Here is a 26,584-nt window from a genome sequence, read left to right on the forward strand (position 1 = left end):
TTCCCTCTCAATCAAAGATTTAGGCAACCTTGTGTCTTAATTAAATCTCCAACCTCAAACCAATAACATATGAATTCTACTACTCTCTACCCAACAACCAACGCATTACAGATTCCTGCACCTGTAATTTCCGCGCACCACCTCGACCACTACTTCGGTCAAGGTCAACTGCGAAAACAGGTACTTTTTGACATTAATCTCGAAATTAAAGCAGGTGAAATCGTGCTGATGACGGGGCCTTCCGGTTCGGGAAAAACAACGCTTTTAACTTTGATTGGCGGATTGAGATCCGGTCAATCGGGAAGTCTCAAAATTCTCGGTCAAGAAATGTGCAAAGCGAGTGCCGACCAATTGGTAAAGGCGCGACGCAAAATTGGCTATATTTTTCAGGCGCATAATTTACACCGCAGTTTGACGGCGCTGCAAAACGTGCAAATGGGTTTGGAAGTTCACGGCAATTTGTCGCGTTCTCAAATGCGCGAGCGCTCTGCAAAAATGCTAGAGTTAGTAGGACTGGAACAGCGGATTAACTATTATCCAGATGACTTGTCGGGAGGACAGAAACAAAGAATTGCGATCGCCCGCGCTTTGGTCAGCCAACCGCAAATTGTTTTAGCGGACGAACCGACAGCCGCCCTGGACAGCAAATCCGGTCGCGAAGTGGTGAATTTGATGCAGCAATTAGCCAAAGAACAGGGTTGTACTATTTTGTTAGTAACCCACGATAACCGAATTTTGGATATTGCCGATCGCATCCTTCACATGGAAGATGGAAAATTAGCATAAATAGTTATTAGTTAGTTGTTATTTGTTGGTTGTTATTTGTTGGTTCTAATAACAAATAACAAATAACCCATAACAATGAACTAATTGCTAACAACCAATCCTGGGCGGTCAATCCCCAAATTTTGCAGGTACATTGCTTCGAGTTTGGGCATCGACGATTCCACGGAACCGCCATAACGCCGAAAAGAAGGCCAGATGTAAGCGAGTTTTCTGACTGCTGGCTCCAATCGACCCGCTTCTATATCTTCTAATGCACCTTTTTCTCGGATTAACTCTACAGCTACAAGGTCTTGATTTTGGGGGCTGAAATCGCTGATGCTAAATTTTTTGGCAAATCTGTCCCAAGTGGTGCTGAGAAACTGATATCGCCCCGCTGCGTCGGAACATAGTTTTTTGCCATAGCGGCGGCCGCACCTCATTTCCCTAGGATGATCTTGAAAGCTGACAAATTTCGTGCCTGTGTACTGAGTGCGGTAGCCGTCGGCGCTAGCGGTTCCTTCGGCGGCGGCAATTGTGTCGAGAAAGGCTTTTACTCGACGTTCCGGGCCGATGCTATCGAGTCTGTTATCCTGTATGGGCTCTGGTGAATTGAGGGTTGCAGTTTCCGATTTACGATCGCGCTCGATGTTATCCTCTCTGAGGTCTGGTGAATCAAGGGCCGCAACTTCCGGCAGACGTTTCGGGGTGGGCGAGCTTTCTGCCGAGACCGATTGCCCCCACAGTCTCGGGGTAATTCGACCCAAAAAAAAGCATAAACAGATGCACAAACTCCATGAAAGTTTAAAACGGAGGCGTTTGGACAGTTGCCTGCGCTGCCGCACAGGCCACCCGTGCAGGGGGAGGACTGCGGGCAAGATTCCCGTTTGCTGGCCGAAGGCGAACAGCGATTTCAGCGCTAGCAAGGTTTGCTTGTAAAAACCGGGTGCAAGTTTTCGAGATCTCATTGCTGCAGCGAAAGTCTCGACATCAGTTAGAGTCACTTCTGCCAGCGGTTTTTCTACAAACAGCCGAAAACGGTTGGCCGCCTGCCAGCTAAAGCGCTTGCTGCGGGGGGATTTTTGCTCCACCCAGAGGCGAATTAGCTCGATGTCTGAAATGGGTTGCAGATGGCTTCCCAGATGTTCTGGCGCGTACAAGAGTACCTCCTGATATCACTTCTAGTTGAAGGTTCCCAGTGAGAACGGATGAGTGAAACAGGGAGCAAGGGAAACTGGCTTCAACCATACTAAGTGATACTACTAAGCGCTCACCGGGTCAAGCTGAATGACCGATTGTTCGAGCAGTTGAGTGTAAAGTTGACCCAGTTGAGAGGCGATACCGTCCCAACTGAAATAGGTTTCGACGTGCTGGTGGGCTGTGTGTCCGAGTTGCTGACGCCATACTGAGTCAACTAACAAGCGATCGATCGCATCGGCAAAGGCTGCTTCATTTTTCGGCGGCGCCAGCAAACCTGTTTCTTGCGGCACTACAGTATATTTCAGCCCTCCCACGTCGGAGGCGACTACGGGCGTGCCGCAGGCCATCGCTTCAATGGCGACTAAACCGAAGGGTTCGTAGTGGCTGGGAACGACGCACACATCGGCGGCGGCGTAATAGGCGGGGAGAATGTCTCGGCTCAAGGCGCCGGGAAAACTGGTAATGTCGCTCATGCCGAGTTCTTCAACGATGCTGCCGATACGATCGCGCTCTTTGCCATCGCTTTCCCCCTCACGCCACCCGCCGCCAATTATGAGTTTTAAATCGGCTTTGGGCACCGCCGACAGACTAACGGCGCGGACTAAAGTTTCTATGCCCTTGCGGGGGTCGAAACGGCCGACGTACAACACGACTTTGGTTTCGGGGGCTATGCCCAAGTGGCGGCGGGCCGTCGATCGGGCGATCGAGCCGAACCTTTCAGTGTCGGTACCGCAGGGAATGATGTCAATATTGCCTTTTGACGAAACCAGAGACCTCATGTGTTCTTTTTCTTGGGGACTGGTAGCCACTACGCGATCGGCTGTTTCCAAAAGTGTTTTTTCTACTTGCAGCCTGGTTTTGGCAATCATCGGAATTGTCGAAACCGACTTGTATTTAATTGCTGCCAAAGAATGGTAAGTGTGAACTTGCAGCAGAGGTTGCGATTTTTTCAACTCCATTCCCACCCAAGAAGACAGCCAGTAATTTGTGTGAACTAAGGGATATTGAAAGCCTGACTCTAACTGAAATTTGTGAAATTCTTGAACAAAGATTGGCAAATATCCATAAAGTTCATCGCGGGGAATAAATTCTTGTGGCCCTGCTACTAGCCTAATTGTCCGGCAATTGGGACTGTGCTGTACAATTCTTGCTTGTTGGCGATCGGATAAGCGGGTGAACATATCAACTTGCCACCCCTGTTTAGCCAAAGCTTCTCCTACTTGACGCACGTAAACATTTTGCCCGCCCGCTTCTTCTTTGCCAATTTCTATAGCGGGATCACCGTGTACGGAAATGAGAGCGATGCGTTTTTTATTTAAGGAATTCATGCTTTTTTACCGAAAATTTAAAAATTTTTAGGAGAAGATTGAAAGTGCCATTTTGGCTGCTGCGCCGGGACTGGAATCTTCTAGCTAATTTGTATTAAAGTCAAAATGCGGGATCGATAAATCATCCTTCAGGGATAAGTTGCAGGGAAAAATTTACATACGACTTCCTTCTGCTGACAGAGACGTGCAGCAGCTAAAAATCTAGATAATCTAAATGGAAATGAACGAGGGTAAAGGGAATTTTCCGTATTCTTGCCTGTGTCAAACTCGCACCTTCTAGCCATCTCTAACTAGAGCCTGCTTTTAGCTTGCTGCTAGAGATGCCAGATCGGTCGAAGGTATAGTTTTACCCCTCTGGATAAATAAGTAAAGCTTTCTCCAAAGCAGAAGTCGGTTGTCCCAAAGACCGAATGTTACAGGGCCAGCGAAAAAAAAGCAAAATTATTGCATTCAAAATTTTTCTTTCCTTCCGCCTTCGGCCTTCCTTCTTGCTTGTTGCTTGTGGCTTCTTATGTCAAACCAGGAGTGCGAGTTTAACTTCTAATTTCCGGTTTGTCTAATCTTAAGAGTTCTTCCGATGTTTGCGTGCGGAGGATTCACCGTTTTCGCTGTTTAGGATATTCTTTCGCGAACCTGGCATTAGAGATCCGTATCGGTTAGCCCAAACTTGGGTAAACTCGGCACCTAAGAAGAGAATTTGAGCGGAATAATTAATCCAAAGCAGGATAATTACGAACGATCCCGCAGCACCGTAGGTAGAGGCAATACCGCTACCTCCGAGGTAAACTCCAATTAGGGATTTGCCGATCGTAAACAGCACTGAGGTGATGGCGGCGCCGATCCACACATCATTCCAGGCAAGATTGACATCGGGCAAAAGTTTGTAAATTAACGCAAAAAGCAGCGTAACTACGCCAAAGGAGATAGCAAAGTCCACAATCTGCCAAATGTTGATTGGTAATTGCAGCAAGCCGTTCAACCAATAGCTAACGGCGGCTAAAATGGCACTAATTACTAAAGATACTAGCAGTAGAAAGCCTATGCCTAAAATCATTGCAAAAGACAATATGCGGTCTTGCAGAAATCCCCAGATTCCTCGTCCGGGAGGCGGTGAAACATTCCAAATAGTATTGAGGGCTTCTTTGAGATTAGTAAACACGTTGGAAGCGCCCCACAAAAGTGTAGCGATACCTACTAAAGTAGCAATCATTCCCGACTTCGGTTCGGAGGCTTTGAGGATCAGTTCTTGGACGGTTTCGGCGCCATCTTTACCGATTAAACTTTGGAGTTGGGCGACGATTTGACCTTGGGCTGCGTCTGCACCAAAGACTAAACCGGCGATCGCAATTACGATAATTAGCAACGGGGCGAGGGAGAAGACTGTGTAATAGGCTAGGGCGGCGGCTAAGGTTGGGGCTTTATCTTCTTGCCATTCAGTAAAAGTTTGTTTGAGCAGCGATATGACTGTTTTTAAGTTCACGGTCTTTGGTTTCCTTATACTTATCGTCCAAGGGATCTTAATAGGTTAAGAGTTTTTTAGCCTCAGCCACAAGATAGATTTATCGATTAGCAAATTCGGAAGATTACTTTTATGTCTGATTCCAACACAACTGTTAATACCACCGATATAACATTGTCCAAAAAAGCAATTTCTTGGGCAAAATTGAGCGCCCTAGTAGCGGTGGTCAATTTTTTGCTCGTACTTTTCCATTTCAGTTACCTTCAGTTGCGGCCTGTTTATCAGAGCTATTTTCCAGGTTTAGTTAAAATTTATGACCCGATTAAAGGCATTGATTCAAGTTTACAAAATCCAGAATATTTGAAAAGCGCTGACCAGTTTTGGCGAATTGATGCGTTGTTTATCGGTTTTTTTGGGGCGGAATTTTTGATTAAAAGTCTGTTCCACACCCGCCGCAAACCGGGGGTAACTTGGTTTGATTTTGTGCTGAGGCGCTGGTACGAGGTGTTTCTGGTGATACCGATTTGGCAGGGGTGGCGGATTCTGCCGGTATTGGTGCGGCTTCACAAGTCGGGTTTGGTGAATCTCGATCGCGTAGTTACTCAAGTTACCTATGAACCGGTGGCTTATTTAGCCAATACGATGTCGGAATACATGATGGTGCGGTTTATCAATCAAGCTAAAACTTCCATCAAACAGGGCGACGCGGCGCAGATGTTGCTGGCGCAGCAGCCGTACCTTCACGTCAATCAGGAAAATACGATCGAACAAATTACCAAGCGGATTTTGGATCTGACAATTTACAAAGTTTTGCCGCAGGTGCAACCGGATTTGGAAGAATTGCTGCACCACAATTTGGAAACAACAATCAAACAGTCGGATTTCTATCAAATCCTGCAAACTTTCTCTCCGATTAATATTTTGCCTACTGAGATGACGGAACAGCTAGCGAATTATTTGGCTCAAACTGCTGTGGATGTGGTATCTACTACTTATGAAGATGATAAAGGTCGAAAAATTCTCGATAATTTCAGCCAAGAATTTAATCAAAGTTTGCGGCGGGAATTGCAAGATGAAAAAACTCTCGGTGAATTGCAGTCGCTGCTGTCGGATTTGTTAGAAGAAGTGAAGTTGAATTACATTCAAGGCGGGTTGAAGTCCGATCCGGTGCAGACTTTTACGGAAATTAATTCGCTTCGGGGAGTAAGGGAGAGTTGATACAGCAATGAGTTCCGGTGTTGTGAATTAGATTTTTTTTTAACGAACCGATGAAACTCGCGTTAGCCCTATTATTGCGAAGGAGGATAAGAGAAGAGAAAGAGTTCACAAGTTCTACGGGTAAGGTGCGCCTAGGCGCACCTACGAATAAGGGTAGTGGGGATATCCGAAATGTGGGGGGATAAACCTATCTGAATCCCAAGCTAAAATAAAAGAATTAACCTAAAACCTCTATCATATTAGATATCTATCTTGAACAACCTTACTTGCCTGGAAATAGAAGTCGCTCAAACAACGCTGAGATTAGCAATGTTGGTGGGCTTAACACTTTTAATCGCCTTTTTTGTGGCGTCAGAACTAGCATTAGTATCAGCCGATCGCCATCAAATCCGCCAACTCGCCCACTTGGAAGATCGCCCAACCGCTAAAACCGCCGAACTCGTCCACCAAGCTCAGAACAACATACCGCATTACCTGTCTGTGACTCAAACTGGCACAACAGCAGGGAGTTTGCTGTTGGGTTGGTTGGGTGAGGGAGCGACTGTACACTGGATCGAACCGTGGATCGACAAATTGCCGATCGGTCATTTGCCTGCCGTGCTGACTGCTCATTCGATCGCAGTTCCCGCAGCATTTATCTTAGTAACTTACGTAGAAATAGTATTAGGAGAACTAATCCCCAAAGTATTAGCAACCCACGCCCCAGAACGCACCGCTTTGCTGTTGATGCCGGCCCTCGAACTCTGCTCAAAATTACTGTGGCCGCTGCTAGCAATTCTCAATGGTACCGTGCGGCTGCTGACTGGTTGGATTACCAGTAAAGAGTCTCAACCGCTGCTGCCACCTTCCCAGGCAACTATCCTTCAAAAAGATGCTCATTCGGCACTAATTTCTGGTCTATGGGAAGTGACAGCAGTTAACGAAAAACTCGGGTTAAATCTGCCGACTGACCAAGCTTACCAAACAATCGCCGGATTCGTGATCCACAATTTAGGTAAAATGCCCAATCAAGGCGATCGGCTATTGTGGGGCGAGTTAGAAATAGAAGCAGAAAATGTAGTAGAAGGCAGTTTAGAAACAGTGCTAGTGCGTCAGGTAACTCGCCCTTTGTTTGAGACTCAGCAGCCAGAACTCGTGTTAAATTAAATTACTACGGGTAGGCACAATGATTTCTCAAATCTTTCTCTTCCCTTCTATTCTCTTCCTACCCTTCGGGAACGGCTTCGCCGAACGTGTCATAAGCGTCTTCGCGGTTCGTTTCAATCCTGAGATTTGAGATTAGCAACTAATCCCAAATCTCAAAATCTGCGCCTTTCATCACCCAACAGCCACCTTAACCGCACCCCCAACAAACTGCTCGTAATCTTCCAACAACCACGGAGGCAAACAAGTATTCGCATCCTGAACCCGCAACTGTCCAGGGCGACAATACAGCATCGCCGCCAACAAATTATTTACAGCTTGAGGCGCTCCAAACCCTTTACTCAACTTCACAACCAACGAGTTAAAAAACTCGCGATCGCTCTCATGCAGCGGCTCGTTAATAAACCCGCTGCCCAACATTGCTTTGTAACCCTTACCAAAATCGCTCCGGTACAAAACTTCTACTTGTTCGTCGGAAACGCTCAGCCACAAATCGGCAACTTGCTTGCGAATATGCCGCAAATCTGCTATTACCAATTCAGCCGTTGGGTCGATTTCATAGAGATTGACCGCAGCAGTTAATTGATTGAGAAACTGCGGCAGATAATCTTGTTTGACAAGTGGTTGTTCTGTTGTCGCAAATGCGCTTTCAAACACCTTTTCGTAATCTTCAACCAACCACTGCGGCAAGCGGGTACGAGCATCGGGAACCCGCATTTTACCTGGTACAAAATACAGCATTGCCCCCAGCAGAGCATTGATAGCTTGAGGCTGCACCAACCCTTTACTAATGTCGGTCAATTGCTGCAAAAATTTTTGTTCTGCTTCAGTCATTGCTTCTGCTTGCAAGCCACATCCGAGTATTGATTTATATCCCTTGCGAACTTCTCCTCGATAAAAATTTTCTAGTTTCTCTGAAGGAACAGTCAGCCAAAAATCAGCCATTTGTTTTCTGATTTGGCGGAGTTCCAAAACTACCGATTCGTCAGACGGATCGATGCGGTAAAGATTGACGCATCCTAACAGTTGATTTGCCAATTGCGGGGATTGAATGTATTGAGCTAGCAAGTCAGAAGTTGACTCAGAGTTGACAGCGGAGTCACTCTCAAAAACTTGTTCGTAATCCCCAATTAACCAGTGTGGCAAACGGTTGCGAGCGTCGGGAATTCGCATGGTTCCCGGCGGGAAATACAGCATCGCAGCAAGCAAGGCGTTGACAGCTTTGGGATGCACTAATCCTTTGCTAATCTGGGTTAATTGCTGCAAAAATATTTGTTCGCTTTCGATCATCGGTTGACGTTGGAAACCGCTCTTGAGCAGGATTTGATAGCTGTTACCTGAAGCACTTCTGTAGGCTGTTTCGAGATTTTCGGTGGGAACGTTCAGCCAAAAATCAGCGATTTGTTTGCGGATTTGACGCAGTTCGGATATTGCTGAGATGTTTGATGAGTTTCTTTGGTAAAGCTGGACGTTTTTCGAGAGCATCTCGCCCAAATCTGCCTGTTTGGGAATGCTATCCTGTAAGCTGCGGGATGCTTCCAGGTGGTTGGTTTGCCATTTGCCAAAGAGTTCTTGGAATAATTTGCCGATCGCCCCAGAGTATGCCACACTGTCAAAACAAGCCGGATTAGCTTGCATTTTTTGCTGAATTTCCTGCCGTTTTTGCTGCCGCAATTGCGGGTTAGTGCCGAGGGTAACGGCTAGCTGAATGTAAGATGCTTCGTCATATGCAATTAAATCAGGCATAGAGAGCGATCGTACCACTGCAGCTCCCATGCGCGATCGCAAAGTATCGCCATCCCTAACCACCGTTGGAAGTCCCACCTCTAACGGATCTACAAGGGAAGTAGTCCCCGCATAGGGATAGGAATCCAAATAAACATCCCCCAACTTCAAAACTTCTTTAACATCCGCACGGTTAGGAAAACTCTTCAACACCCGCAAACGATTACTCTCAATGCCATACTTAGCAAAAACGGCTTTCATATTATTCACAAAAGCCCCCCCTGGATAATGATTAGTCCAGCTAGGGCCGAAGGGCATTAAAAACAGCACAGAATTAGGAACAGCCGCCATAATCTTTGCCCATGTTTCCCTTAACTCCGGCACTAGCTTATACAAATTAGCACTCGAAATAAAGACAACCGATTCTTCGGAAATGCCGATACTATTTCGAGTGAAGTTAATGTTAGGAGTGTAAGGTTCGAGGGTATAGCTAAAACAGCAGCCAGGCCCGTCAATAGTTGCTAATTCCTCGCGATAATGCTCCTGTCCTTCAGGTGCAGGTTCCATCAACTTACCAGCAATGTAATAGTCAATGTGTCGCATTCCTGTGGTAATGGGAGAATTAAAACAGGTAGTTTGTACCCGCGCTAATCGATGCAGCGCCAGTAAACTAATCGGATGAGTAACCGCAGTAATATTGGTAGCAATCAGTAGAAGATCTAAGTCATCAGCCCGAATTGTTTGAACTTGACTTGGCAAGTCATTAGACAGTTTAACCAGTCTGTCAGCGCGACTTTGACAATACTGTTCTAGTTTATTACCGTCGAGATTGAGAGCGTACAAAATAATTTCAAATTGCTCTCGATTCAGATATTCAAAAGCTGGCAATGTAGCGAAAGTTTCCGTCATCGCCCCAAAATGTTTAGTCAGGACACCAAGGCGAATTTTATGCCTGTTCGCAGGTCTAGCCGGAAAAATGCAATCAATCGCAGCGCCACGATTTTTCATGGCATATTCAATAATATCTGCCCGCTTCGTGTATATATCCTTGAGATTTTTACTGTTGAAGTACAGAGGAATAAAGTTAGCACTTTGAGTGAAAAACCAGGCGATATCCTGCCACACTTGTGAGTTTTGGTTCTTGAAGATATTGCTATGCAAATAACTGACCCATCCCTGCACATATTGGCAATAATTGTCAGCCTCTCCTATTTCTTGAAAGAGAGTAGGCGCGGCAAACATAAATTTGAGATAGTCGTTGACAAACCAATTAGGTATAGCTGCATTTTCATAATTCAGCAGTAACTGATCTGCACGACGATAGAGGGCGGCTGCTAGTAGGTAGTTAATATCTTTGGGATTTTTAACTCCCTGGGAGAGATGCGATGCTAGTCGATCGATAACAGTCTTTTCGGCATCTGTCAGCGCTTCATCTTTGATATTGCTGTTTAGCAGTAGCTGATGCGCCTTACCTGCATCACCGCCATAGGCATTTGCCAGTTGTTCTGCGGGCAGATTCAGCCAATAATTGGCAAGTTGCTGCCGGCATTGGCGGAGGTTAGCGAGGTTTACTTCATTAGCTTGGTCTTTTCGATACTCTCCCACATATTGGGACAGCAAAGTTAAAAATTGTTCGGGTTTGTTAAATTCAACTAATTCATTAGCAATTAAATTGCCGTGTTGCTGCAAAATCTGCTGTGACCAACGCACTTCTTCGGGTTTGTAAAGTTGAGAGTGGAGGTGAATAAGTGTGGCTCTCATTAAATCTAATTTTGGGCGATCGCCTGCCATTTTTTGGGTTCTGCTAGAGCCGTCGCCGTGCTGCCTGTAATAGAGATAAGGCTTAGGTAATCGATCGCCTAACCAGCCTTTTTCATAGGCAGAAACCCAAAATTCCCAATCTTCGCATCCCAGCTTCATCACTTTTTTCAAGCCGCCTACTTGCTCGTAAATCTCCCTTCTAAATAGGGAAGTAGCGGGGGCTTGATTGTCTCTCAAAAACCGATTGGCATCAAAGTCACCGTGAACAACTAAATCGCAGTTGGCTCCGAAGTGCTGCACATCTGTATAGACAAAACCAACATTCGGTTTTGCTAATAAAATTTCGACGCACTCCTCTAGAAATTTGGGATGAAGTTTATCATCAGCATCTAGGAATAAAATAAACTTTCCTGACGACTGATCAACGCCAAGATTTCTCGAATCAGCCGGCCCGGTGTTGGGTTTATCTATGAGGCGAAGCGATTTTTGAGGATACAGTTTAATTAAATATTTTCCGAAGTTGCTGGTATCATCCGTGCTGCCATCATTGACAATTATGCACTCCCAGTTTGAATAAGTTTGACTGACAACACTTTCAACAGCTTCTCTGAGTAAAGTTGCGTGGTTGTAGCAGGGAATGATTACGCTGACGAGTGTTTCTGCGGAGGTGCGGTAGGGCATGGCATTTAGCTGTGATGGAGAGATTGAAACAGGTAATGTAGTGGCTGGTTTTACACCTCGGCGGGCGATCCCATATTCATCCCATATTTGCCGAGTTTCTTGCTGCGATATTGGCGATGAATGTTCCAAACCTTGTGGATTTTCGCAGTACAAGCCGAGAATTTCTGGCAAGTGCACAATCTTTTCGGTTTTGCCAATCCGCAGCCAAAATTCGTAATCGCCAGCCGCCGTAAACTCTGTTCGGAAATAGCCGTATTTTTCGTGCAGCGATTTTCTCCACATCGGCTGGGGGCCAATAATGCAGCGCCGTTCGAGTTCGCTGTAGTCAAAGGCTGGCCAATTCCAGCGCTTTTGGGCTTGGGTTGTGGCAAAAGTATCGTTAACTGTGTTGGTAATTAATTGATCGGCATAAACCAGACTTACTTCTGCGTTTTCGTCCAAGTATTTCGCCATGCTTTCTAGGGCATCGGGGCGGTGTCTGTCATCGGTATTAGCATTAGTCATGTAATCTCCGCGCGACATCTTAATACCTCGATTCCAGGCTGCATATAATGTCTCGCGATCCGAAGTGCGATCGTACACAATATTCGGATATTTCGCTTGAAATTCCCGCACAACAGACTGTTCATTTTCTTGGGAACCGCTGTCAATTACTATGATTTCGAGTTGGCCCTGTTTGTACAGCGTTTGCTCTACCAAGTCCTGCAAGCAGCCGCGGATAAATTTTTCGGAATTGTAAGTAGAAACGATCGCAGATACTTTTAAAGCCGACGGGACAGGCTGGGAACGCTCAACTGCAGAGCGCTCTAAATTGATTTGGTCGCTAGTGTCATATCTAATTATCTGCTGATTTTGGTCAATCATTTGCCCAGCTTGTACAGCGACACTTGTTAGTTGTGCTTGTAACTGATTGGGATTATTTGACAGCATTTCCTGAAATTTCCGTGATAAATCAGGCTGGAAAAATCCTGTAAAGTGAATTCCCATCTTTTGCCAAAAATCGTTTATGTAATTCACCGGGTGTTTGAGATGATACGCGATCGCAGTTTCTAAATATTTGACAGTCAACCCTTTTTGCTGAGCGATCAGCGGTATCCACAAATCCCACCAAGGAAGACCTAAGCAGAATTGAGAATTAGGAAAATGTTTTAATAATTCCTTGTCAAAGAAGAAGAAATCAAACCCCTTAGCATAAATTTCTCCCGCTGCTTGTTCGGCGGGAGAATCAACATCAGTTCGCGAACCAAAAACTACGGCATTTTCAGCCTGTTTGCATATAAATGAAATCAAATCGCCATCGGCTTCCAAGCGAATATCTGAATTAACAATTCCGCAGATTTTTGTACCGCAATCGCGCAAATAAACAAACAGATCGTCAAGATACACTAACGGTCTTCCGGCTTCTGTCCGCGCGTCGCGTTTTACCTCATGAAAAGTAACATTTTCATAGATTGGCTGCAATTGGCTAATTTCTTCCCTGCTATTGAGCGAAACAGCCTCAAATCCAAGGGAACGCCAGCTTTCTACAGCCGCCCGCTGATTTGCTATATTTCCCGGTGCAATACTCGTTAATATTGCCACACTGTTGCTATCGAAAGCTGGCGATCTCCTCAAACTAAAATGATCACTATATTGATGGCTGACTGTGGTTTTGACATAAAAAGCATCCCCCCAAGATGGATGAGATGGAGTGGCCACTGCTACTCGTTGAAAGCCATAGGTTCTTAGAAAATCATCCACTTGGTCGATTAACGCACACCCTTCATACAGTTCTTCGCAATTAACCTCTGTACTGATTGCATCAATATATTTTAGAGTTTCCGTCGCCCCTTGCAAAGCCAAAAGTTCTGCACCTTGAATATCAATAACCAGGATATTAAACTCCGATGAATCCAGTCGGCTTTCTTGCAGTAGCGAGTCAAGAGTTCTCGACGGTACGGTTACTTGATTAACCTCCACCATCCCGGGGTAAATTTCCTTGTGAAGCTTTAGCGGCAGAATGCTGCTGCTCATATCGTGGGAATTCACCCGCAAGTTAACTGTGCCGTTTTGGTTGCTGACAGCACAGTTGGCCAGCCACACATTAGGTATCCCTGCTATATGCACTTTCAACCTTTCAAAAACCGACGGGTTAGCTTCCACAAAAAGCACTTTTTCCGCACCCATCACTTGATATTCCTGCATTTCTTGCCCTTCATGAGCGCCTATGTGGATAATACCTCTGGCCTTAATCGAGTGTTTATGGCAAAGATTTTGTAAATCGAGATACCCTACCGTTACAGCTACTTCCTTACTGATTGGCGGTACTGTTTTTTTCTCCGATGTATTTTGTTTATCTACCTCAAATTTTGCGTAGATATCTCCCCACAGCAACGCATCATTAGCAGACTCTAAATAATTTAAAAGCTGGTCGTCAGAAACCCATTCAGAAAAGACAAAATTGCTGGCTTCGCCGTTGGCAAGGTTGAACAGCTTATATCCCAAACTTTTAAGATGATTGATGCAATTTTTCGTGTCTTCAATAAATTCTATAGCAAATTCAAATGATAGGTAGGGAATTGGTGCCGATAGTCCTTTTAATACCTGATACTCAAATCCTTCAACATCTATTTTACAAAACTGCGGTTTTCCCCACCTTTCTATCATCTCATCTAAGGTAGTAACTTCGACTGTAATACTTTGATCCCATTCATATTTAGAAAAACGTCCTGTCTTCCATTTTTGCGAAAATGTTGATATGTAATTAGCATCAGTACATACTGAAAGCTGCATAGTCCCCGCTTGCTCACCCAAGCCTTTATTAAGGATGACAGCATTGGGATTTTGCTGGTATTTTTTATTTAAAATAGCTAAACAATCCGGTTGGGGTTCAAAGCATATTACTTTCGCCCCAGCAGCTAAATACAAATCTGCTTTCTGCCCAATGTTAGCTCCGACATCAAAAACAGTATCTCCCGGCTTAACAAAATAGCTAATAAAATTACTTGCCATTGATAATTTAATGTCCATTTTTCTTGCTTGATTATTGTTATTTGTCACAAGTGAAAGCCCAAATCCAGACCTTTGTCCACCGTCAATCTTAAATTTCGACCTTTTACAGCATCATTTTATAGAGCGCCCAAGCCCTGACGCTGAAACTTTTTGAGTTGTTCGGTTTCTGGTATCAGAGCGATCGCACTGCTATTTCTCCAAGGCTTATTCACAGTTATACGCCAAATCTTCTCCCTAAACAGGAATGGTGGCATCGCCACCACTTTTGAAAATCTTGACAAATTCTGTCTTATAGTGTATGAGGAAACGCAAAAATTAGGACAACACCCGAATCTCCTGACGCCGCGCAGGGCAGTTCCGTTCCCGCGACCTCAGACCGCCACAGCAGGGCCGGGATTCCCCACCACACAAAAACAAGTTACAATTACGTTAAGATTGATGAACATAAATAAAAATTCCCAAATCACAGGGACTAAAAATTAGGAGGATCGACCTCGGTGAATAAACGGTGGAGAAACGCTGGCCTGTACGCACTGCTGGCTATTGTAGTCATTGCCTTAGCAACGGCTTTTTTTGACAAACAGCCCCCAAGCCGCGAAGTTTGGAAGTACAGTCAATTCATTCAGGAAGTCGAAGGCAAGAGAGTAGACAAAATAAATATCAGTTCCGATCGCAGCAAAGCCCTGGTCACAGCCCAGGACGGCAACAAGGTACTCGTTAACCTGCCGAACGACCCCGAACTGATCAACATCCTGACCAAAAATAACGTAGATATTTCAGTTCTACCGCAAAGCGACGAAGGTTTCTGGGTAAAAGCCCTCAGCAGCCTGTTCTTCCCGATTCTGCTTTTGGTCGGACTGTTTTTCCTAGTGCGGCGCGCGCAAAACGGGCCCGGCAACCAAGCCATGAACTTCGGCAAATCCAAAGCTAGAGTCCAAATGGAGCCGCAAACTCAGGTGACTTTCGGCGACGTGGCCGGCATCGAACAAGCCAAGCTAGAGCTCGCAGAAGTCGTGGACTTCCTGAAAAATGCAGACCGCTTCACCGCAGTCGGAGCAAAAATTCCCAAAGGCGTGCTGCTGGTCGGCCCTCCCGGAACAGGCAAAACCCTGCTGGCAAAAGCAGTGGCTGGAGAAGCCGGCGTTCCCTTCTTCTCGATTTCCGGTTCAGAATTTGTGGAAATGTTCGTGGGTGTCGGTGCTTCCCGCGTCCGCGACTTGTTTGAACAAGCTAAATCGAACGCTCCTTGTATCGTATTTATCGATGAAATTGACGCAGTAGGCCGCCAGCGGGGCGCTGGTTTGGGCGGCGGTAACGACGAACGGGAACAAACCCTGAACCAGTTGCTGACCGAAATGGACGGCTTTGAGGGCAATACTGGCATCATTTTGATTGCTGCCACAAACCGCCCCGACGTGCTCGATGCGGCGCTGCTGCGTCCGGGTCGCTTCGATCGCCAAGTTGTAGTCGATCGCCCCGACTTCGGAGGCCGCCTAGAAATTCTCAACGTTCACGCCCGCGGCAAAACTTTGTCGAAAGACGTGGACTTGGAAAAAATCGCCCGCCGGACACCCGGTTTCACCGGTGCGGATTTGTCCAACCTACTCAACGAAGCAGCAATTTTAGCCGCCCGCCGCAACTTGACAGAAGTCTCGATGGATGAAGTCAACGATGCGATCGACCGCGTGCTCGCAGGCCCGGAAAAGAAAGACCGCGTGATGAGCGAAAAGCGCAAAACTTTGGTAGCTTACCACGAAGCCGGTCACGCTTTAGTCGGTGCGCTGATGCCCGACTATGACCCCGTGCAGAAAATTAGCATTATCCCCCGCGGCCGCGCTGGCGGTTTGACTTGGTTCACACCCAGCGAAGATCGGATGGATTCTGGCTTGTATTCTCGGTCTTACTTGCAAAATCAAATGGCGGTAGCTTTGGGCGGCCGCATTGCTGAAGAAATTGTCTTCGGCGAGGAAGAAGTAACGACTGGGGCGTCGAACGACTTGCAGCAAGTGGCAAGAGTAGCGCGGCAAATGGTGACTCGCTTCGGAATGAGCGATCGGCTAGGCCCTGTAGCTCTAGGTCGCCAACAAGGGAATATGTTCATGGGTCGCGATATCATGGCTGAACGCGATTTCTCGGAAGAAACCGCAGCGACGATCGACGATGAAGTGCGTTTGTTGGTAGAGCAAGCTTACCGCCGCGCTAAAGATGTACTCGTCGGCAACCGCCACGTCCTTAATGCTTTGGCAGATATGCTAGTTGAAAAGGAAACTGTGGATGCTGATGAATTGCAAAATTTGTTAGCTAATAGCGATGTGAAAATGGCGACGATCGCCTAATCAATTTTGGATTTTGGATTTTGGATTTTAGATTAAATCTAAAGTTTGAAATCAATAATTGGGGTGATTCTTGGATTGTCGGGAATCGCCCCGATTTTTTTGTGGACACACAGGAAGCAGCGAAAAAAAGCATTGGAGTAGCAAACCATGATCGTCACTGAAGATAGAGCGCGTGAACTTGCACTTGATTGGGTAGAAGCTTGGAATACTCATAACCTCGATCGAATCATGTCCCATTACGCAGAAGATGTAATTCTGATATCGCCTGTCGCAGCGCAACTGCTAAATGAACCATCTGGGACAGTGACAGGCAAAGAAGCCCTACGAAACTACTTCAAAAAGGGGCTGGAAGTTTATCCTGACCTCAAGTTTGAGTTGCTTGATGTGATGTGGGGAGTTTCCAGTGTTGTCCTTTACTACATCAACCAAAAAGGCACGAAGGCAGGTGAGTTTATGGAAGTCAGTTCAACCGGAAAAGTGACTAAAGTTGTTGCTCATTACAACGGGTAGAGCGAGGTTATGCAAATGGCGGTAATATGGATGGCACAACCGAGCGATGCTGAGGCTTTACTTACTCTAGCTAGCGAGTCAAACGCAGCCCACTCGCCTGTGGTGTAAAGAAAATAACGCAATTTTAACCGCCCCCTCGGAAACCCACGGAGGTGGGTTTTGCTTGTATATACGCGGTTTCAACCGCTCGGTCTTCCGATATGAACTGTATTGAATTATCTGGGGGCAAAATCAGTTAGCATGAATCATCAATCTTGGTTGACACTACTAAAAAAACATCGGGCGATCGCAGTCATCCGTTCCTCAGAAAAGCAACTTGCTTGGCAGATGGCATCAGCGGTAGCAGCAGGCGGAATCCAGTTTATTGAAATTACTTGGAACACCCACAAAGTCGCTGAATTAATTGCCGAACTCCGGTCTGAATTCCCTACTTTTAGTATTGGCACCGGCACTTTATTAAACTTAGAAGAGTTGCAACAAGCAATAGACTGCGGCGCTCAATTTCTATTTACGCCGCACACCGATTTAACTATGATTAAAACAGCAGTTGATGCCGGAGTGCCGATCGTCCCCGGTGCTTTTTCTCCTACGGAAATTGTGACCGCGTGGCAAGCAGGCGCTACCTGCGTTAAAGTGTTTCCGATATCGGCTTTGGGAGGCGCGGCTTACCTGAAAAGCCTGCAAGGCCCCCTGGGAAACATTCCTTTAATTCCCACTGGCGGGGTTACGCTGGAAAATGCGAAAGTATTTATAGACGCCGGGGCGATCGCCGTGGGTTTGGCCGGAGACTTATTTCCTAAACACTTAGTGGAAAATCGCGATTGGCGGGCGATCGCCGCAATTGCCCGAACTCTCGCCCAAAACTTAACAACTTGTTAAGTCCAGTTTCCCAATCCAACATTTCAAATCTAAAATCTAAAATAGGACAAGCCAATCTAAAATCTAAAACCTAAAATCTAAAATAGTACGAGGTGTGAGAAATGAACAGCATTATCAACTCAACTTACTTCCGCCGCGCTGGAACTTTCTGTGCCGGCTGCGCCCTCACTTTTGCTGTATTCTGCGGCGGTTCAATTCCTGTAATTGCCGGCGAACAGCACAACATAATTGCCAATAAAATTATGCAGTTGCAGCAATCCAGCGAACGCTGGATTGAAATAGATTTGTCAAGACAAAGGTTAATAGCTTGGGAAGGAAATATACCTGTTTACGCGGTGGTTATTTCCAGCGGCAAATCATCGACTCCAACCCGCACGGGAACCTTTGCCGTTGAAACCAAATACCGCGTTACTAGAATGACTGGACCGGACTACGACGTGCCGGACGTTCCCTATACAATGTATTACGACGGCGGCAATGCAATTCACGGCGCTTACTGGCACAATTTGTTTGGCAATCCCGTTACTCACGGCTGCACAAATGTAGCTGTCAATCACGCTAAATGGCTATTTGAATGGGCCTCGGTGGGAACACCCGTGGTGGTGCACAAATCTCAGGTTTAGGGAATTGGGAATTGGGCATCGGGCATAGTCAAACACTATTCAATCTGTTAGAACCCCGACTTCTTAAAGAAGTCGGGGTTCGGGGTATTATGTTTTTTTAGGTGGGCTTACTTAACTGCTGCTTTTAACAACAATCCCAATTGTATAAAACTTTACTAAAATCTAATTCTCTGAGTGCTGATTCATCAATAAAAAAGTTACCTACACCACTGTCTCCCCACATGATATCTACTGTCTCATTGCAGCAATCGGCATCCATTTGGAATAGAAGAATGTCTGGCTTTTGTTTTTGATCGGAGTTACTATTACATTTTCTTACGTCGTCTTGTGTAAAATATGGATAACCACCTATTTTATGACCCAAGGAATGCGATATTTCTCGGTACTTATCCTCAATTTCATGGTTCATAAATAACTCGTTAATTTCTTCTCCTAATAGTTCGGTAAATTGGTAGTCAATGGTACTGATAGGCGCATATTTTTTAGTAAATTGCAAGCCGCAACTGCCCTGAACAGGAAAAATTTCTGGTTCCGGCAAAAAATCATAATTGGTAATAATGTTTTCAACTTTGAAGTCGGGATGAGGAAAATAAATTATTTTGAATTGGTCTTCGATTGTATGATTATCTGCATTGGAAGAATTGTCCAAATTTAAACCATATAGGTCATCGTCAGCTATATAGAACTGTAAGATACCCCGATCGGGAAAACCATCTAAAGGCGGTATTTCATCAAAGTTGAGTTGCGCTAGCAAAAATAAATATTTACCGTCACCAGTTTTGGGATATTCAAAGCCTTTAGGTAAATAAGGAAATCCTCCAAATTTACTCTGCCACCAATTAACCTGGTCATTATTCTGGATTTTAATTTCAATGTAAGGTTTAATGGTAGCTTCGATTCGGTCGCGATACTTTTCTAATTCGGGAGAGAGTGGAAATTCTAGTTTATAATTCATCTGCTTTTAACAATCAATTTCTTTTGAACGCAATCAGTAGGGTGCGCCGAAGCGCACCTTACCTGTAAAACCTATTCTTAACTTAGCTGCACCACGGGTTTATCCTCTAACAAAGTTTCATTTGTCAGCAAATCTTCCACGGTAATTCGCAAAAAGCGCTGTTCGTCAACGCGGAAAAAGATTTTGATGCGATCGCTCCCCGGATACCCAGGCGGCGTCAATTGCGCGATGCTGCGTGCTCCTTCTTTATCATTTAAGGGCTGTACCGATGTTTGGCCCGCGAGTTGGCGAGTAATTAGCCTGTCGCCGTCAAAATATATCTCCGTGCCGCCAGTTTCCGCTCCCAATTCGCCGATAATTAATTCTATACTTGGCTGACTTTCTAAAGAAGCCCCCAAGACTAACTCTACCGGTTCGCTCATCGGATAAGACTGGCCGGATTTGATTAAACTGTGCCAACTGTGGCAATTGTCGCGGCGGTTCCAGTAGCGAATTCCGTAACTGTGATAGAGAAAATCTTTGATTTCTATGCCTTGACTCAGTTGCAGAGCACCTTGGGCGATCGCTTCAAAGGGTTTGTCGCAGCGAATTTTTGCGAGATCGAAATATTGCTGCACCCAACGCCCGACAGCGGGAATTTGTACAGTACCGCCAACTAGCAAAACTGCATCGATATCGCCAATTTCTAAGCCTTGGCGCCGCGCTTGCTGCAATACTTGATTCATGCACTCGTCTAGTTTGTCAAAAAACTGATGTTCAGCGAGGATAGATTCAAAACGAGATCTATCTAATTCTAATTCGTAACTCTCAAAATTTTCGTCATCAAAATAAACCTCAACTGCCTGATTCACCAAAGACAATTGAATCTTTAACCGTTCTGCCAATCTCGTTGTAATCGGAGATTTTGCCAGCCCTTTTGTTTGAACAAAATAGTCAACCAGCCAATTATCAATATCAGAACCGCCTAAATTTTGTCCTGCTTTAGCCAAAACCCGGGCAACTTTTGTTTTTTGCGCTGAAGATTCAGCTAATAGCTTTTCGCCCCACTTAAGAATAAAACCGAGGGGCTTTTTGTCGGAGGAAGCGTCCAAACGCACCAAAGAAAGGTCTAGAGTTCCGCCGCCGAAATCAATGACTAACAGATTTTCGCGATCGGCTAAACCGTAACCCAAAGCAGCCGCCGTAGGTTCGTCCAACATCCGCACCTGTTCTACTTCCAGAGATTGAGACACTTTGCCCAACCAATGGCGGTAAGCTTCAAAACTATCTACCGGCACAGTAAAAATCAAAGAATCGATCGGCAAAGGCAGTTGGCGAATTGAATTAACAATTTGACTCAAATACCACTCACCTACTTGTTCAAAAGTAATAATTTGCCCGTCAAGTTCCGGCACAAAACCCTGAACTGAAGTGCCAATTCCCCGCTTAAAATTGCGAAAAAACCGAGAATCTCCACTCAAATCCCGGCCTTTATCGCGGACTTGCTGACCGAGTAAGACTTTACTTTGAGCAGCGTCCTCAACGTAGAGTAAACTAGGAATGAGGGGCGGATTTTGAGCCGAGATTGCCGACAATCCCGGTAATTTCAAAGTTTCGGGCTGCTGGAGGACTTGATTCCAGCGAGCGACGACGGTGTTGCTAGTTCCAAAATCAATTGCGATCGTCATTCAGCCAAAATACACAGCTACTAGGGGGATTTAATCATATTATGGTATTTCGAGTCACCAATGCCAACAGATTATCAAATTGTGTTTGAATAAAGACTTTTTTGCCACAAAAACTTCTTTAACGGCGGAGTCTTCAATTTTATGTAACTGTATATTTTTCAACTCCACAAATAAGCACCACTTTTATAAGCGGCACAAAACTCATACCATTTTAAATTTTAGATTGAAAAATGGAGAATAAATGACTGCATAAAGGTTTGGATCGCGGCACTACAGTTACCTGGTTTTTTGAAAGTGGTAGCGCCTGTCTGCAGTGACCAAGATTTTACCTTTGATCTTAATCCAATTTTCCAATGAAGCGTGAAAAATGCTGGATATGGGCGATCGCAAAAAAGCACTATTGGCTCTAACACTACTTGTCCCTGCTGCTAGTATTGGTATCATAGCAGGCTTGTATATTGCCCCGGAAAGCTGGGGGCAAACACTGTCAGTCTTGTGTCAAGTTTGGTTGCTGATTTTTCCGATCGCGTGGTCTGTTTTTGTCGATCGCAAAAAGCTGAGTTTCTCCCTACCCAAGCGCCAAGAATTGCTGGCTGGATCTATTTGGGGAATATTCATGTTGGCGGTGATTGTGGGTATCTATAGCCTCTTTGGGCAGCAGTGGATCGATCCTGTAGTTGCCAAAGAAAAAGCGCACCAATTAGGTATTACCAGCCGTAACATTTACTTGATTGTAGAAGCATATTTTGTGCTTGTTAACTCGCTGATTGAAGAATTTACTTGGCGGTGGTTTGTCTGCAACAAGTGCCAGATTCTCATACCGGGAACAAAAGCAATATTTCTGAGTTCGCTATTTTTCACGATCCACCACATTTTTGTAATAGCAGCTTACAGCGACTGGCAGGCTGTGATTTTAGGTTCTTTAGCTGTATTCACCGCCGGGATAATTTGGTCTCAGTCTTATCTAACTTACCGTTCGCTTTGGCCTAGTTATATCAGCCACGCGATCGCAGATTTAGCCCTAGCAAGTATTGGTTGGAAAATCCTCTTTAACTAGCTGCTTTTTCAGCGACTATTCCTGGCAATTGTACAGTAAAATTTGACGTTTTGCCCAACTTACTCTCCAGATTAATCTCTCCCCCACGATCCGGACGGCGTGCCACTACCGCAGGCGATCGTACACCCTGATAAATTGTAAGCTTTTGCAAGGTATTTGTGGCTGTAGCTGCGCTTCATGCCAACTAGCAGCGACAACTGTTTGCTGGCATTCATGCTGATTGTACTGGGTTCTTGACTGATGCTGTGCAATAATCGAACGTTCATATCTTCCCACGGGCAGATGCTTTCCGTTAAGGTATCTGATTTAAGTTCAAAGTTTTGTTTTGCTGGCGATCGCATAATTTTAGCTGCATGAAAACTGGCCAACATATCGCTATCAGCATCGGTGGCCGAGCCCCCAAGAGCACACCGATTGTCATCCGGAATTGCAAACTTAGGAAAAATGATGCTTTCATAACATGAAATTTTTTGTACGCGAAATCGTTTGATAAATACCACGAAGTTGCTGCTACTGCTTAGGAGTCAAGGTTTGCACGATATAGGCCGATCTACTTTGAGTATTCCTTTGATCTTTATAGGGTCATTTGATAATTGGCTGCTGAATTATTGTTACGGTAATTACTTAGACAGGAATTGGGCAGTAACGCTACATATACTCTGCCCCGCAGTGGCAGTCTCTTTTGGGAAATTTTTCAGGCGATCGCCTTTTATTCACAAATTTAAAACTAAGGCAGCTAATTAAATTTATATCCGTGAAACTCTATGTTCTGTAGCACGATTGGGAAACCTATTTTTTCAAACAGTGGACGCATCAACCGGGTTTTTACACGAACATACGACAAGTGAGGGCGAGAGATATCGCTTGAAAAACAGGCTTGATTTCCTCATTCGCACGTCCACGACGGTGATTCGCGCGATCGCGCCCCTGCTGGTATCTGAGAAAACTACCATGTCTGAATCCTGACAAAATAGGATATTGTGTCAAGCAATACCTAAAGGACTGTTACCCAAAAATCCCAGCTACCGATGGATGTTTATATCTATTCCAGCGATGGAGGACTCAAAATTCTCGAGGTAAGAATCTCCCTCTTTAATTAAGTATAAAATTTTGCCAAAGGCGATGTCAACCTACTGAATATTGTTGCAAATGCTACCTTTATTCCATCTTAAAATTGGGGTGATATTCGGTTTACCGTACATCCTTGTCTGTTTGAGACTCAATGATGTAATCTTTAACATACGGTGTTGTCTAGCTTGGTGCTTGTCGCGAAAAAAGCTACTATTTCATGAGGTATCTATCTATAGTAGGAAATTTCGCTTACCTGCAAATTATCCCTCTAGGAACTGTTTCGCGATCGCATCAATCTTTATTATCAATGCAACGACAGTGAAGTTTTGGCAGATAGATATTGGGGTGTTGCGAACAGTCGGTCGGTTGGATTCTATGTAAACACCAGGAAAGCGGTAATTAATATTCACCCGCCCCTCTTTCCTTTTGGGCTCTAACATCAGTGCTGGTAGCAGTGCCGAATGCGATTCCAAGTCTTAAGCGGGACTTAAAAATGAAAATCACCTTTGTTCTTCCTACTCTGTCTCTAACTGGTGGAATACGAGTAATATCTATTTTCGCAGAACTTTTGAGAAAGCGAGGACACTCCGTGTTCGTCATCTCTGTACCCCCTCCCCAGCCGAGTATGCGCCAGCAAGTCAAGTCGCTGCTGCGGGGACGGGGTTGGATTTCTCCACCAGAAAACGAACCCTCATTTTTCGATAACTTAGGTGTAGAACACAAAATTACCGATCGCTACCGCCCGGTAGAAGATAAAGATGTACCTGACGCTGATGTAGTAGTGGCCACCTGGTGGGAAACCGCCGAGTGGGTAGCTAAACTATCTCCTAGCAAAGGAGCAAAAGCTTATTTTATCCAGCACCACGAAATTTTTGACTATCTACCTCAAGGAAGAGTAGAAGCAACTTGGATGCTGCCCATGCACAAAATTACGATTTCTGAGTGGTTAGTTGAGCTAGCTAGGACTAAATATGGCGATCGTCAAGTTTCCTTAGCTCCTCCTACGGTGGACACGAAGCAATTTTACGCCTGTCCTCGCAACAAACAATCGGTTCCTACAGTTGGTCTAATGTACTCTACAGTCTACTGGAAAGGAACTGACATCGCCCTCAAAGCTTTTTCCCTAGCGGCAGAAAAGATCCCCAACCTGCGTCTGGTTGCCTTCGGTACAGAGGCCCCATCCCCGGAATTGCCGCTACCGGCAAATGCCGAGTATGTAATTCAACCCGACCAAGACAAAATCAAAGACTATTACAGCAAATGCGATGCATGGCTGCTGGCGAGCCGCTCAGAAGGCTTCGGCTTGCCTATTATCGAAGCGATGGCGTGCCGCACTCCCGTCATCAGTACCCCAGCAGGCGCTGCTCCTGAAATTTTGAGCGGGGGTACTGGCATACTTGTAAGACCTGAAGATCCCCAAGAAATGGCAAAAGCCATAGAGTCTATCTGTCAGTTGCGAAATTCCAAGTGGCAAGCCATGTCTGAAGCAGCCTATGCCAAGGTGAACAATTATACGTGGGAAGATGCCACGGATCATTTTGAAGCCGGCTTGAAAGTTGCTATAGACAAATCTAAACAGCGCGACGTTAAGATAGTTTCGTTTTCTCCCTATGGAAAAATTCCGGTTGGCTAACTGCTGCAATTTGAAATTCGGCGCTACCCGCGTTTTCGGCGCCGGATTTCTGGGCAGAAACTCAATATCCTTTGGTGGAGTGCTTCTGCCACAAGTAAAATAAATTGCCCGTGTCCTGTTTTCTACGCAGCAGTCTCGACACGAATTCTGAGCGCAGGGAGGAAGGAATATTGGTTATAAATTGATCTGCCAAAATCTGAAAAAGAGTGCAAAGGAGGTTTTAAGGCTGGCTCCGTTACAGGTTAAACTTGTCTAGTCGTCACACATCTGCCAATTTGTAATTGGGAAAAGTCCCTGACGACAAAGTAAGATCGATCGGCTCGACTATCGAGTTACGATCGCCTCCAACACAGATCCGCACCCCGCAGAAAAGCCAAGCAAAGGCTGGTAAGTGCCAACTTGCTTTAAGGATAAGGAGGAGTTTTAACCAGTATCAATCTTCAGCATCTATTCAGCAAAGTTACTTTTGTCCTGCCTACCCTTAGTCTTAAAGGTGGGATGAGGGTGTTATCTATCTACACAAAACTGCTGCACAAGAGAGGATACAAAATATTTATTGTCTCTATGCCCCTGCCACAGCCGGCTTTAATTCAACAATTGCGATCGCTGCTGAGGGGTAGGGGTTGGCAGTCCGCTCCTAAAACACAAAAGTCTAACTTTGACAAGGTGGATGTCGAAAGTCGAGTTATCGAAACCAACCGTCCAATTACTGACCTTGACGTACCTGATGCCGATATTGTCACGGCTACTTGGTGGGAAACTGCCGAGTGGGTGGCAAAACTCTCTCCCAGGAAAGGAACGAAAGTATATTTTTTGCAACATTATGAGGCTTTTGACTACGTACCAAAAGGTCGAGTAGAGGCAAGTTGGCGGCTGCCGATGCACAAAATCGCTGTGGCCCAGTGGCTGGCCGACATAGCTCGGAATGAATACGGCGAGTTGTCTGTATCTCTTGTCCCTTCTACGGTGGACACCAAACAGTTTTACAACCCCCTGTCGCGAGGGAAGCAGCCCCGAGGCAAGCAATTAGTTCCCACAGTCGAGCTGTACTTTAATACAACTCCTTGGAAAGGCTGCGATCTTGCCCTCAAAGCTTTCTCTCTAGCTGCTAAAAAATTCCTAACGTTCGTTTAGTTGCATTTGTTCCGGCCACGATAGTTCTAATCCCAATTTGCTGCATGAGGGTAATGAGTATAATAAAGAACCTACTCAAGACCAACTAACAGATTTTTACAGCAAATGCGATGCTTGGGTGTTTTCCAGCAGATCCGAAGGCTTCGGCTTGCCAATTTTAGAAGCTATGGCTTGCGGCACTTCAGTGACTGGCACTGCTTCTGGTGTGGCTCCGGAACTACTTGCTGGGGGGGGTGGCATACTTCTCAAGCCAGAAGATCCAGAGAATACGGCAAAAGCGATCGAGCAGATTTGTCAGTTGTCTGATGCCGAATGGCGCGCAATGTCCGAGACTGCTTTGGAAAGGGTGATAAATTATACTTGGGAGGATGCAACTAATCTCTTCGAGGCGGCACTGTACACTGCTTTGGAACTTTAGGCACAATTAACGAACAAGACGTAAAATTGAGGT

Annotated in this window: 18 protein-coding genes; 11 read left to right on the forward strand and 7 right to left on the reverse strand. The window is 45.4% G+C overall.

The features are described from left to right. Positions 1–69: 69 nt before the first annotated feature. Positions 70–786 carry a DevA family ABC transporter ATP-binding protein gene (locus QUA33_RS15745; RefSeq protein WP_333149381.1) on the forward strand — a complete coding sequence of 239 codons (717 nt, stop codon included), beginning with the start codon at positions 70–72 and terminating at the stop codon, positions 784–786. An 80-nt stretch (positions 787–866) separates the two neighbouring features. Here the strand turns inward: QUA33_RS15745 and QUA33_RS15750 are convergent, their stop codons facing one another. From QUA33_RS15750 to QUA33_RS15760, 3 genes are all read right to left on the reverse strand, one after another. Next, the gene (locus QUA33_RS15750) at positions 867–1,922 is read right to left on the reverse strand and encodes a glycoside hydrolase family 104 protein (RefSeq protein WP_333149382.1); all 1,056 of its coding nucleotides are present in this window, start codon (positions 1,920–1,922) and stop codon (positions 867–869) included. A 102-nt stretch (positions 1,923–2,024) separates the two neighbouring features. Further along, positions 2,025–3,290: a glycosyltransferase family 1 protein gene (locus QUA33_RS15755; RefSeq protein WP_333149383.1), complete on the reverse strand. Its 1,266-nt coding sequence runs from the start codon at positions 3,288–3,290 to the stop codon at positions 2,025–2,027. Between the two features lie 562 nt (positions 3,291–3,852). Continuing rightward, on the reverse strand, positions 3,853–4,770 hold the full coding sequence (locus QUA33_RS15760) for a YihY/virulence factor BrkB family protein (protein ID WP_333094511.1): 918 nt from the start codon (positions 4,768–4,770) through the stop codon (positions 3,853–3,855). 111 nt (positions 4,771–4,881) lie between these two features. Between QUA33_RS15760 and QUA33_RS15765 the strand changes: the two genes are divergently transcribed. Further along, a complete protein-coding gene (locus QUA33_RS15765) occupies positions 4,882–5,967 on the forward strand; it encodes a hypothetical protein (RefSeq protein ID WP_333149384.1) in 1,086 nt (361 codons plus the stop codon). Between the two features lie 252 nt (positions 5,968–6,219). Beyond that, positions 6,220–7,113, forward strand: a complete 894-nt coding sequence (locus QUA33_RS15770; RefSeq protein ID WP_333149385.1) for a CNNM domain-containing protein — start codon at positions 6,220–6,222, stop codon at positions 7,111–7,113. A 171-nt stretch (positions 7,114–7,284) separates the two neighbouring features. On the opposite strand, the gene QUA33_RS15775 is transcribed toward QUA33_RS15770, so the two are convergent. Continuing rightward, positions 7,285–14,286 (reverse strand): FkbM family methyltransferase, encoded by a 7,002-nt coding sequence (locus tag QUA33_RS15775; protein WP_333149386.1) that lies wholly within the window; start codon positions 14,284–14,286, stop codon positions 7,285–7,287. A 479-nt stretch (positions 14,287–14,765) separates the two neighbouring features. Here QUA33_RS15775 and ftsH3 point away from each other — a divergent pair, with 479 nt between their 5' ends. The 4 genes from ftsH3 to QUA33_RS15795 all read left to right on the forward strand — a co-directional run bounded on the left by ftsH3 (position 14,766) and on the right by QUA33_RS15795 (position 18,616). Continuing rightward, on the forward strand, positions 14,766–16,604 hold the full coding sequence (gene ftsH3, locus QUA33_RS15780; protein WP_006633639.1) for an ATP-dependent zinc metalloprotease FtsH3: 1,839 nt from the start codon (positions 14,766–14,768) through the stop codon (positions 16,602–16,604). 147 nt (positions 16,605–16,751) lie between these two features. Beyond that, the gene (locus QUA33_RS15785) at positions 16,752–17,114 is read left to right on the forward strand and encodes a nuclear transport factor 2 family protein (protein WP_190733226.1); all 363 of its coding nucleotides are present in this window, start codon (positions 16,752–16,754) and stop codon (positions 17,112–17,114) included. A gap of 240 nt (positions 17,115–17,354) precedes the next feature. Then, positions 17,355–17,993, forward strand: a complete 639-nt coding sequence (locus tag QUA33_RS15790; protein WP_333149387.1) for a bifunctional 4-hydroxy-2-oxoglutarate aldolase/2-dehydro-3-deoxy-phosphogluconate aldolase — start codon at positions 17,355–17,357, stop codon at positions 17,991–17,993. A gap of 101 nt (positions 17,994–18,094) precedes the next feature. Continuing rightward, positions 18,095–18,616 carry a L,D-transpeptidase gene (locus QUA33_RS15795; RefSeq protein ID WP_333149388.1) on the forward strand — a complete coding sequence of 174 codons (522 nt, stop codon included), beginning with the start codon at positions 18,095–18,097 and terminating at the stop codon, positions 18,614–18,616. A 124-nt stretch (positions 18,617–18,740) separates the two neighbouring features. On the opposite strand, the gene QUA33_RS15800 is transcribed toward QUA33_RS15795, so the two are convergent. Both QUA33_RS15800 and QUA33_RS15805 read right to left on the reverse strand, forming a co-directional pair. Then, entirely contained in the window at positions 18,741–19,571 is an 831-nt protein-coding gene (locus tag QUA33_RS15800; RefSeq protein ID WP_333149389.1) for a DUF1963 domain-containing protein, read from the reverse strand. Positions 19,572–19,648: 77 nt separating this feature from the next. Next, positions 19,649–21,238, reverse strand: coding sequence for an Hsp70 family protein (locus QUA33_RS15805; RefSeq protein WP_333149390.1), 1,590 nt, complete (start codon positions 21,236–21,238; stop codon positions 19,649–19,651). Between the two features lie 376 nt (positions 21,239–21,614). Here QUA33_RS15805 and QUA33_RS15810 point away from each other — a divergent pair, with 376 nt between their 5' ends. Beyond that, the gene (locus tag QUA33_RS15810; protein WP_333149391.1) at positions 21,615–22,295 is read left to right on the forward strand and encodes a CPBP family intramembrane glutamic endopeptidase; all 681 of its coding nucleotides are present in this window, start codon (positions 21,615–21,617) and stop codon (positions 22,293–22,295) included. 71 nt (positions 22,296–22,366) lie between these two features. On the opposite strand, the gene QUA33_RS15815 is transcribed toward QUA33_RS15810, so the two are convergent. Further along, a complete protein-coding gene (locus QUA33_RS15815) occupies positions 22,367–22,666 on the reverse strand; it encodes a hypothetical protein (protein ID WP_333149392.1) in 300 nt (99 codons plus the stop codon). 1,193 nt (positions 22,667–23,859) lie between these two features. On the opposite strand from QUA33_RS15815, the gene QUA33_RS15820 reads away from it, so the two are divergent. The 3 genes from QUA33_RS15820 (at position 23,860) to QUA33_RS15830 (ending at position 26,551) form a co-directional block, all read left to right on the forward strand. Beyond that, entirely contained in the window at positions 23,860–24,999 is a 1,140-nt protein-coding gene (locus tag QUA33_RS15820) for a glycosyltransferase family 4 protein (RefSeq protein ID WP_333094490.1), read from the forward strand. A gap of 504 nt (positions 25,000–25,503) precedes the next feature. Beyond that, positions 25,504–26,133 carry a hypothetical protein gene (locus QUA33_RS15825; protein ID WP_333149393.1) on the forward strand — a complete coding sequence of 210 codons (630 nt, stop codon included), beginning with the start codon at positions 25,504–25,506 and terminating at the stop codon, positions 26,131–26,133. A gap of 37 nt (positions 26,134–26,170) precedes the next feature. Next, a complete protein-coding gene (locus QUA33_RS15830; RefSeq protein ID WP_333149394.1) occupies positions 26,171–26,551 on the forward strand; it encodes a glycosyltransferase in 381 nt (126 codons plus the stop codon). Positions 26,552–26,584 lie beyond the last annotated feature (33 nt).

The sequence above is a fragment of the Microcoleus sp. Pol14D4 genome (assembly GCF_036701245.1).
GTDB lineage: Bacteria > Cyanobacteriota > Cyanobacteriia > Cyanobacteriales > Microcoleaceae > Microcoleus.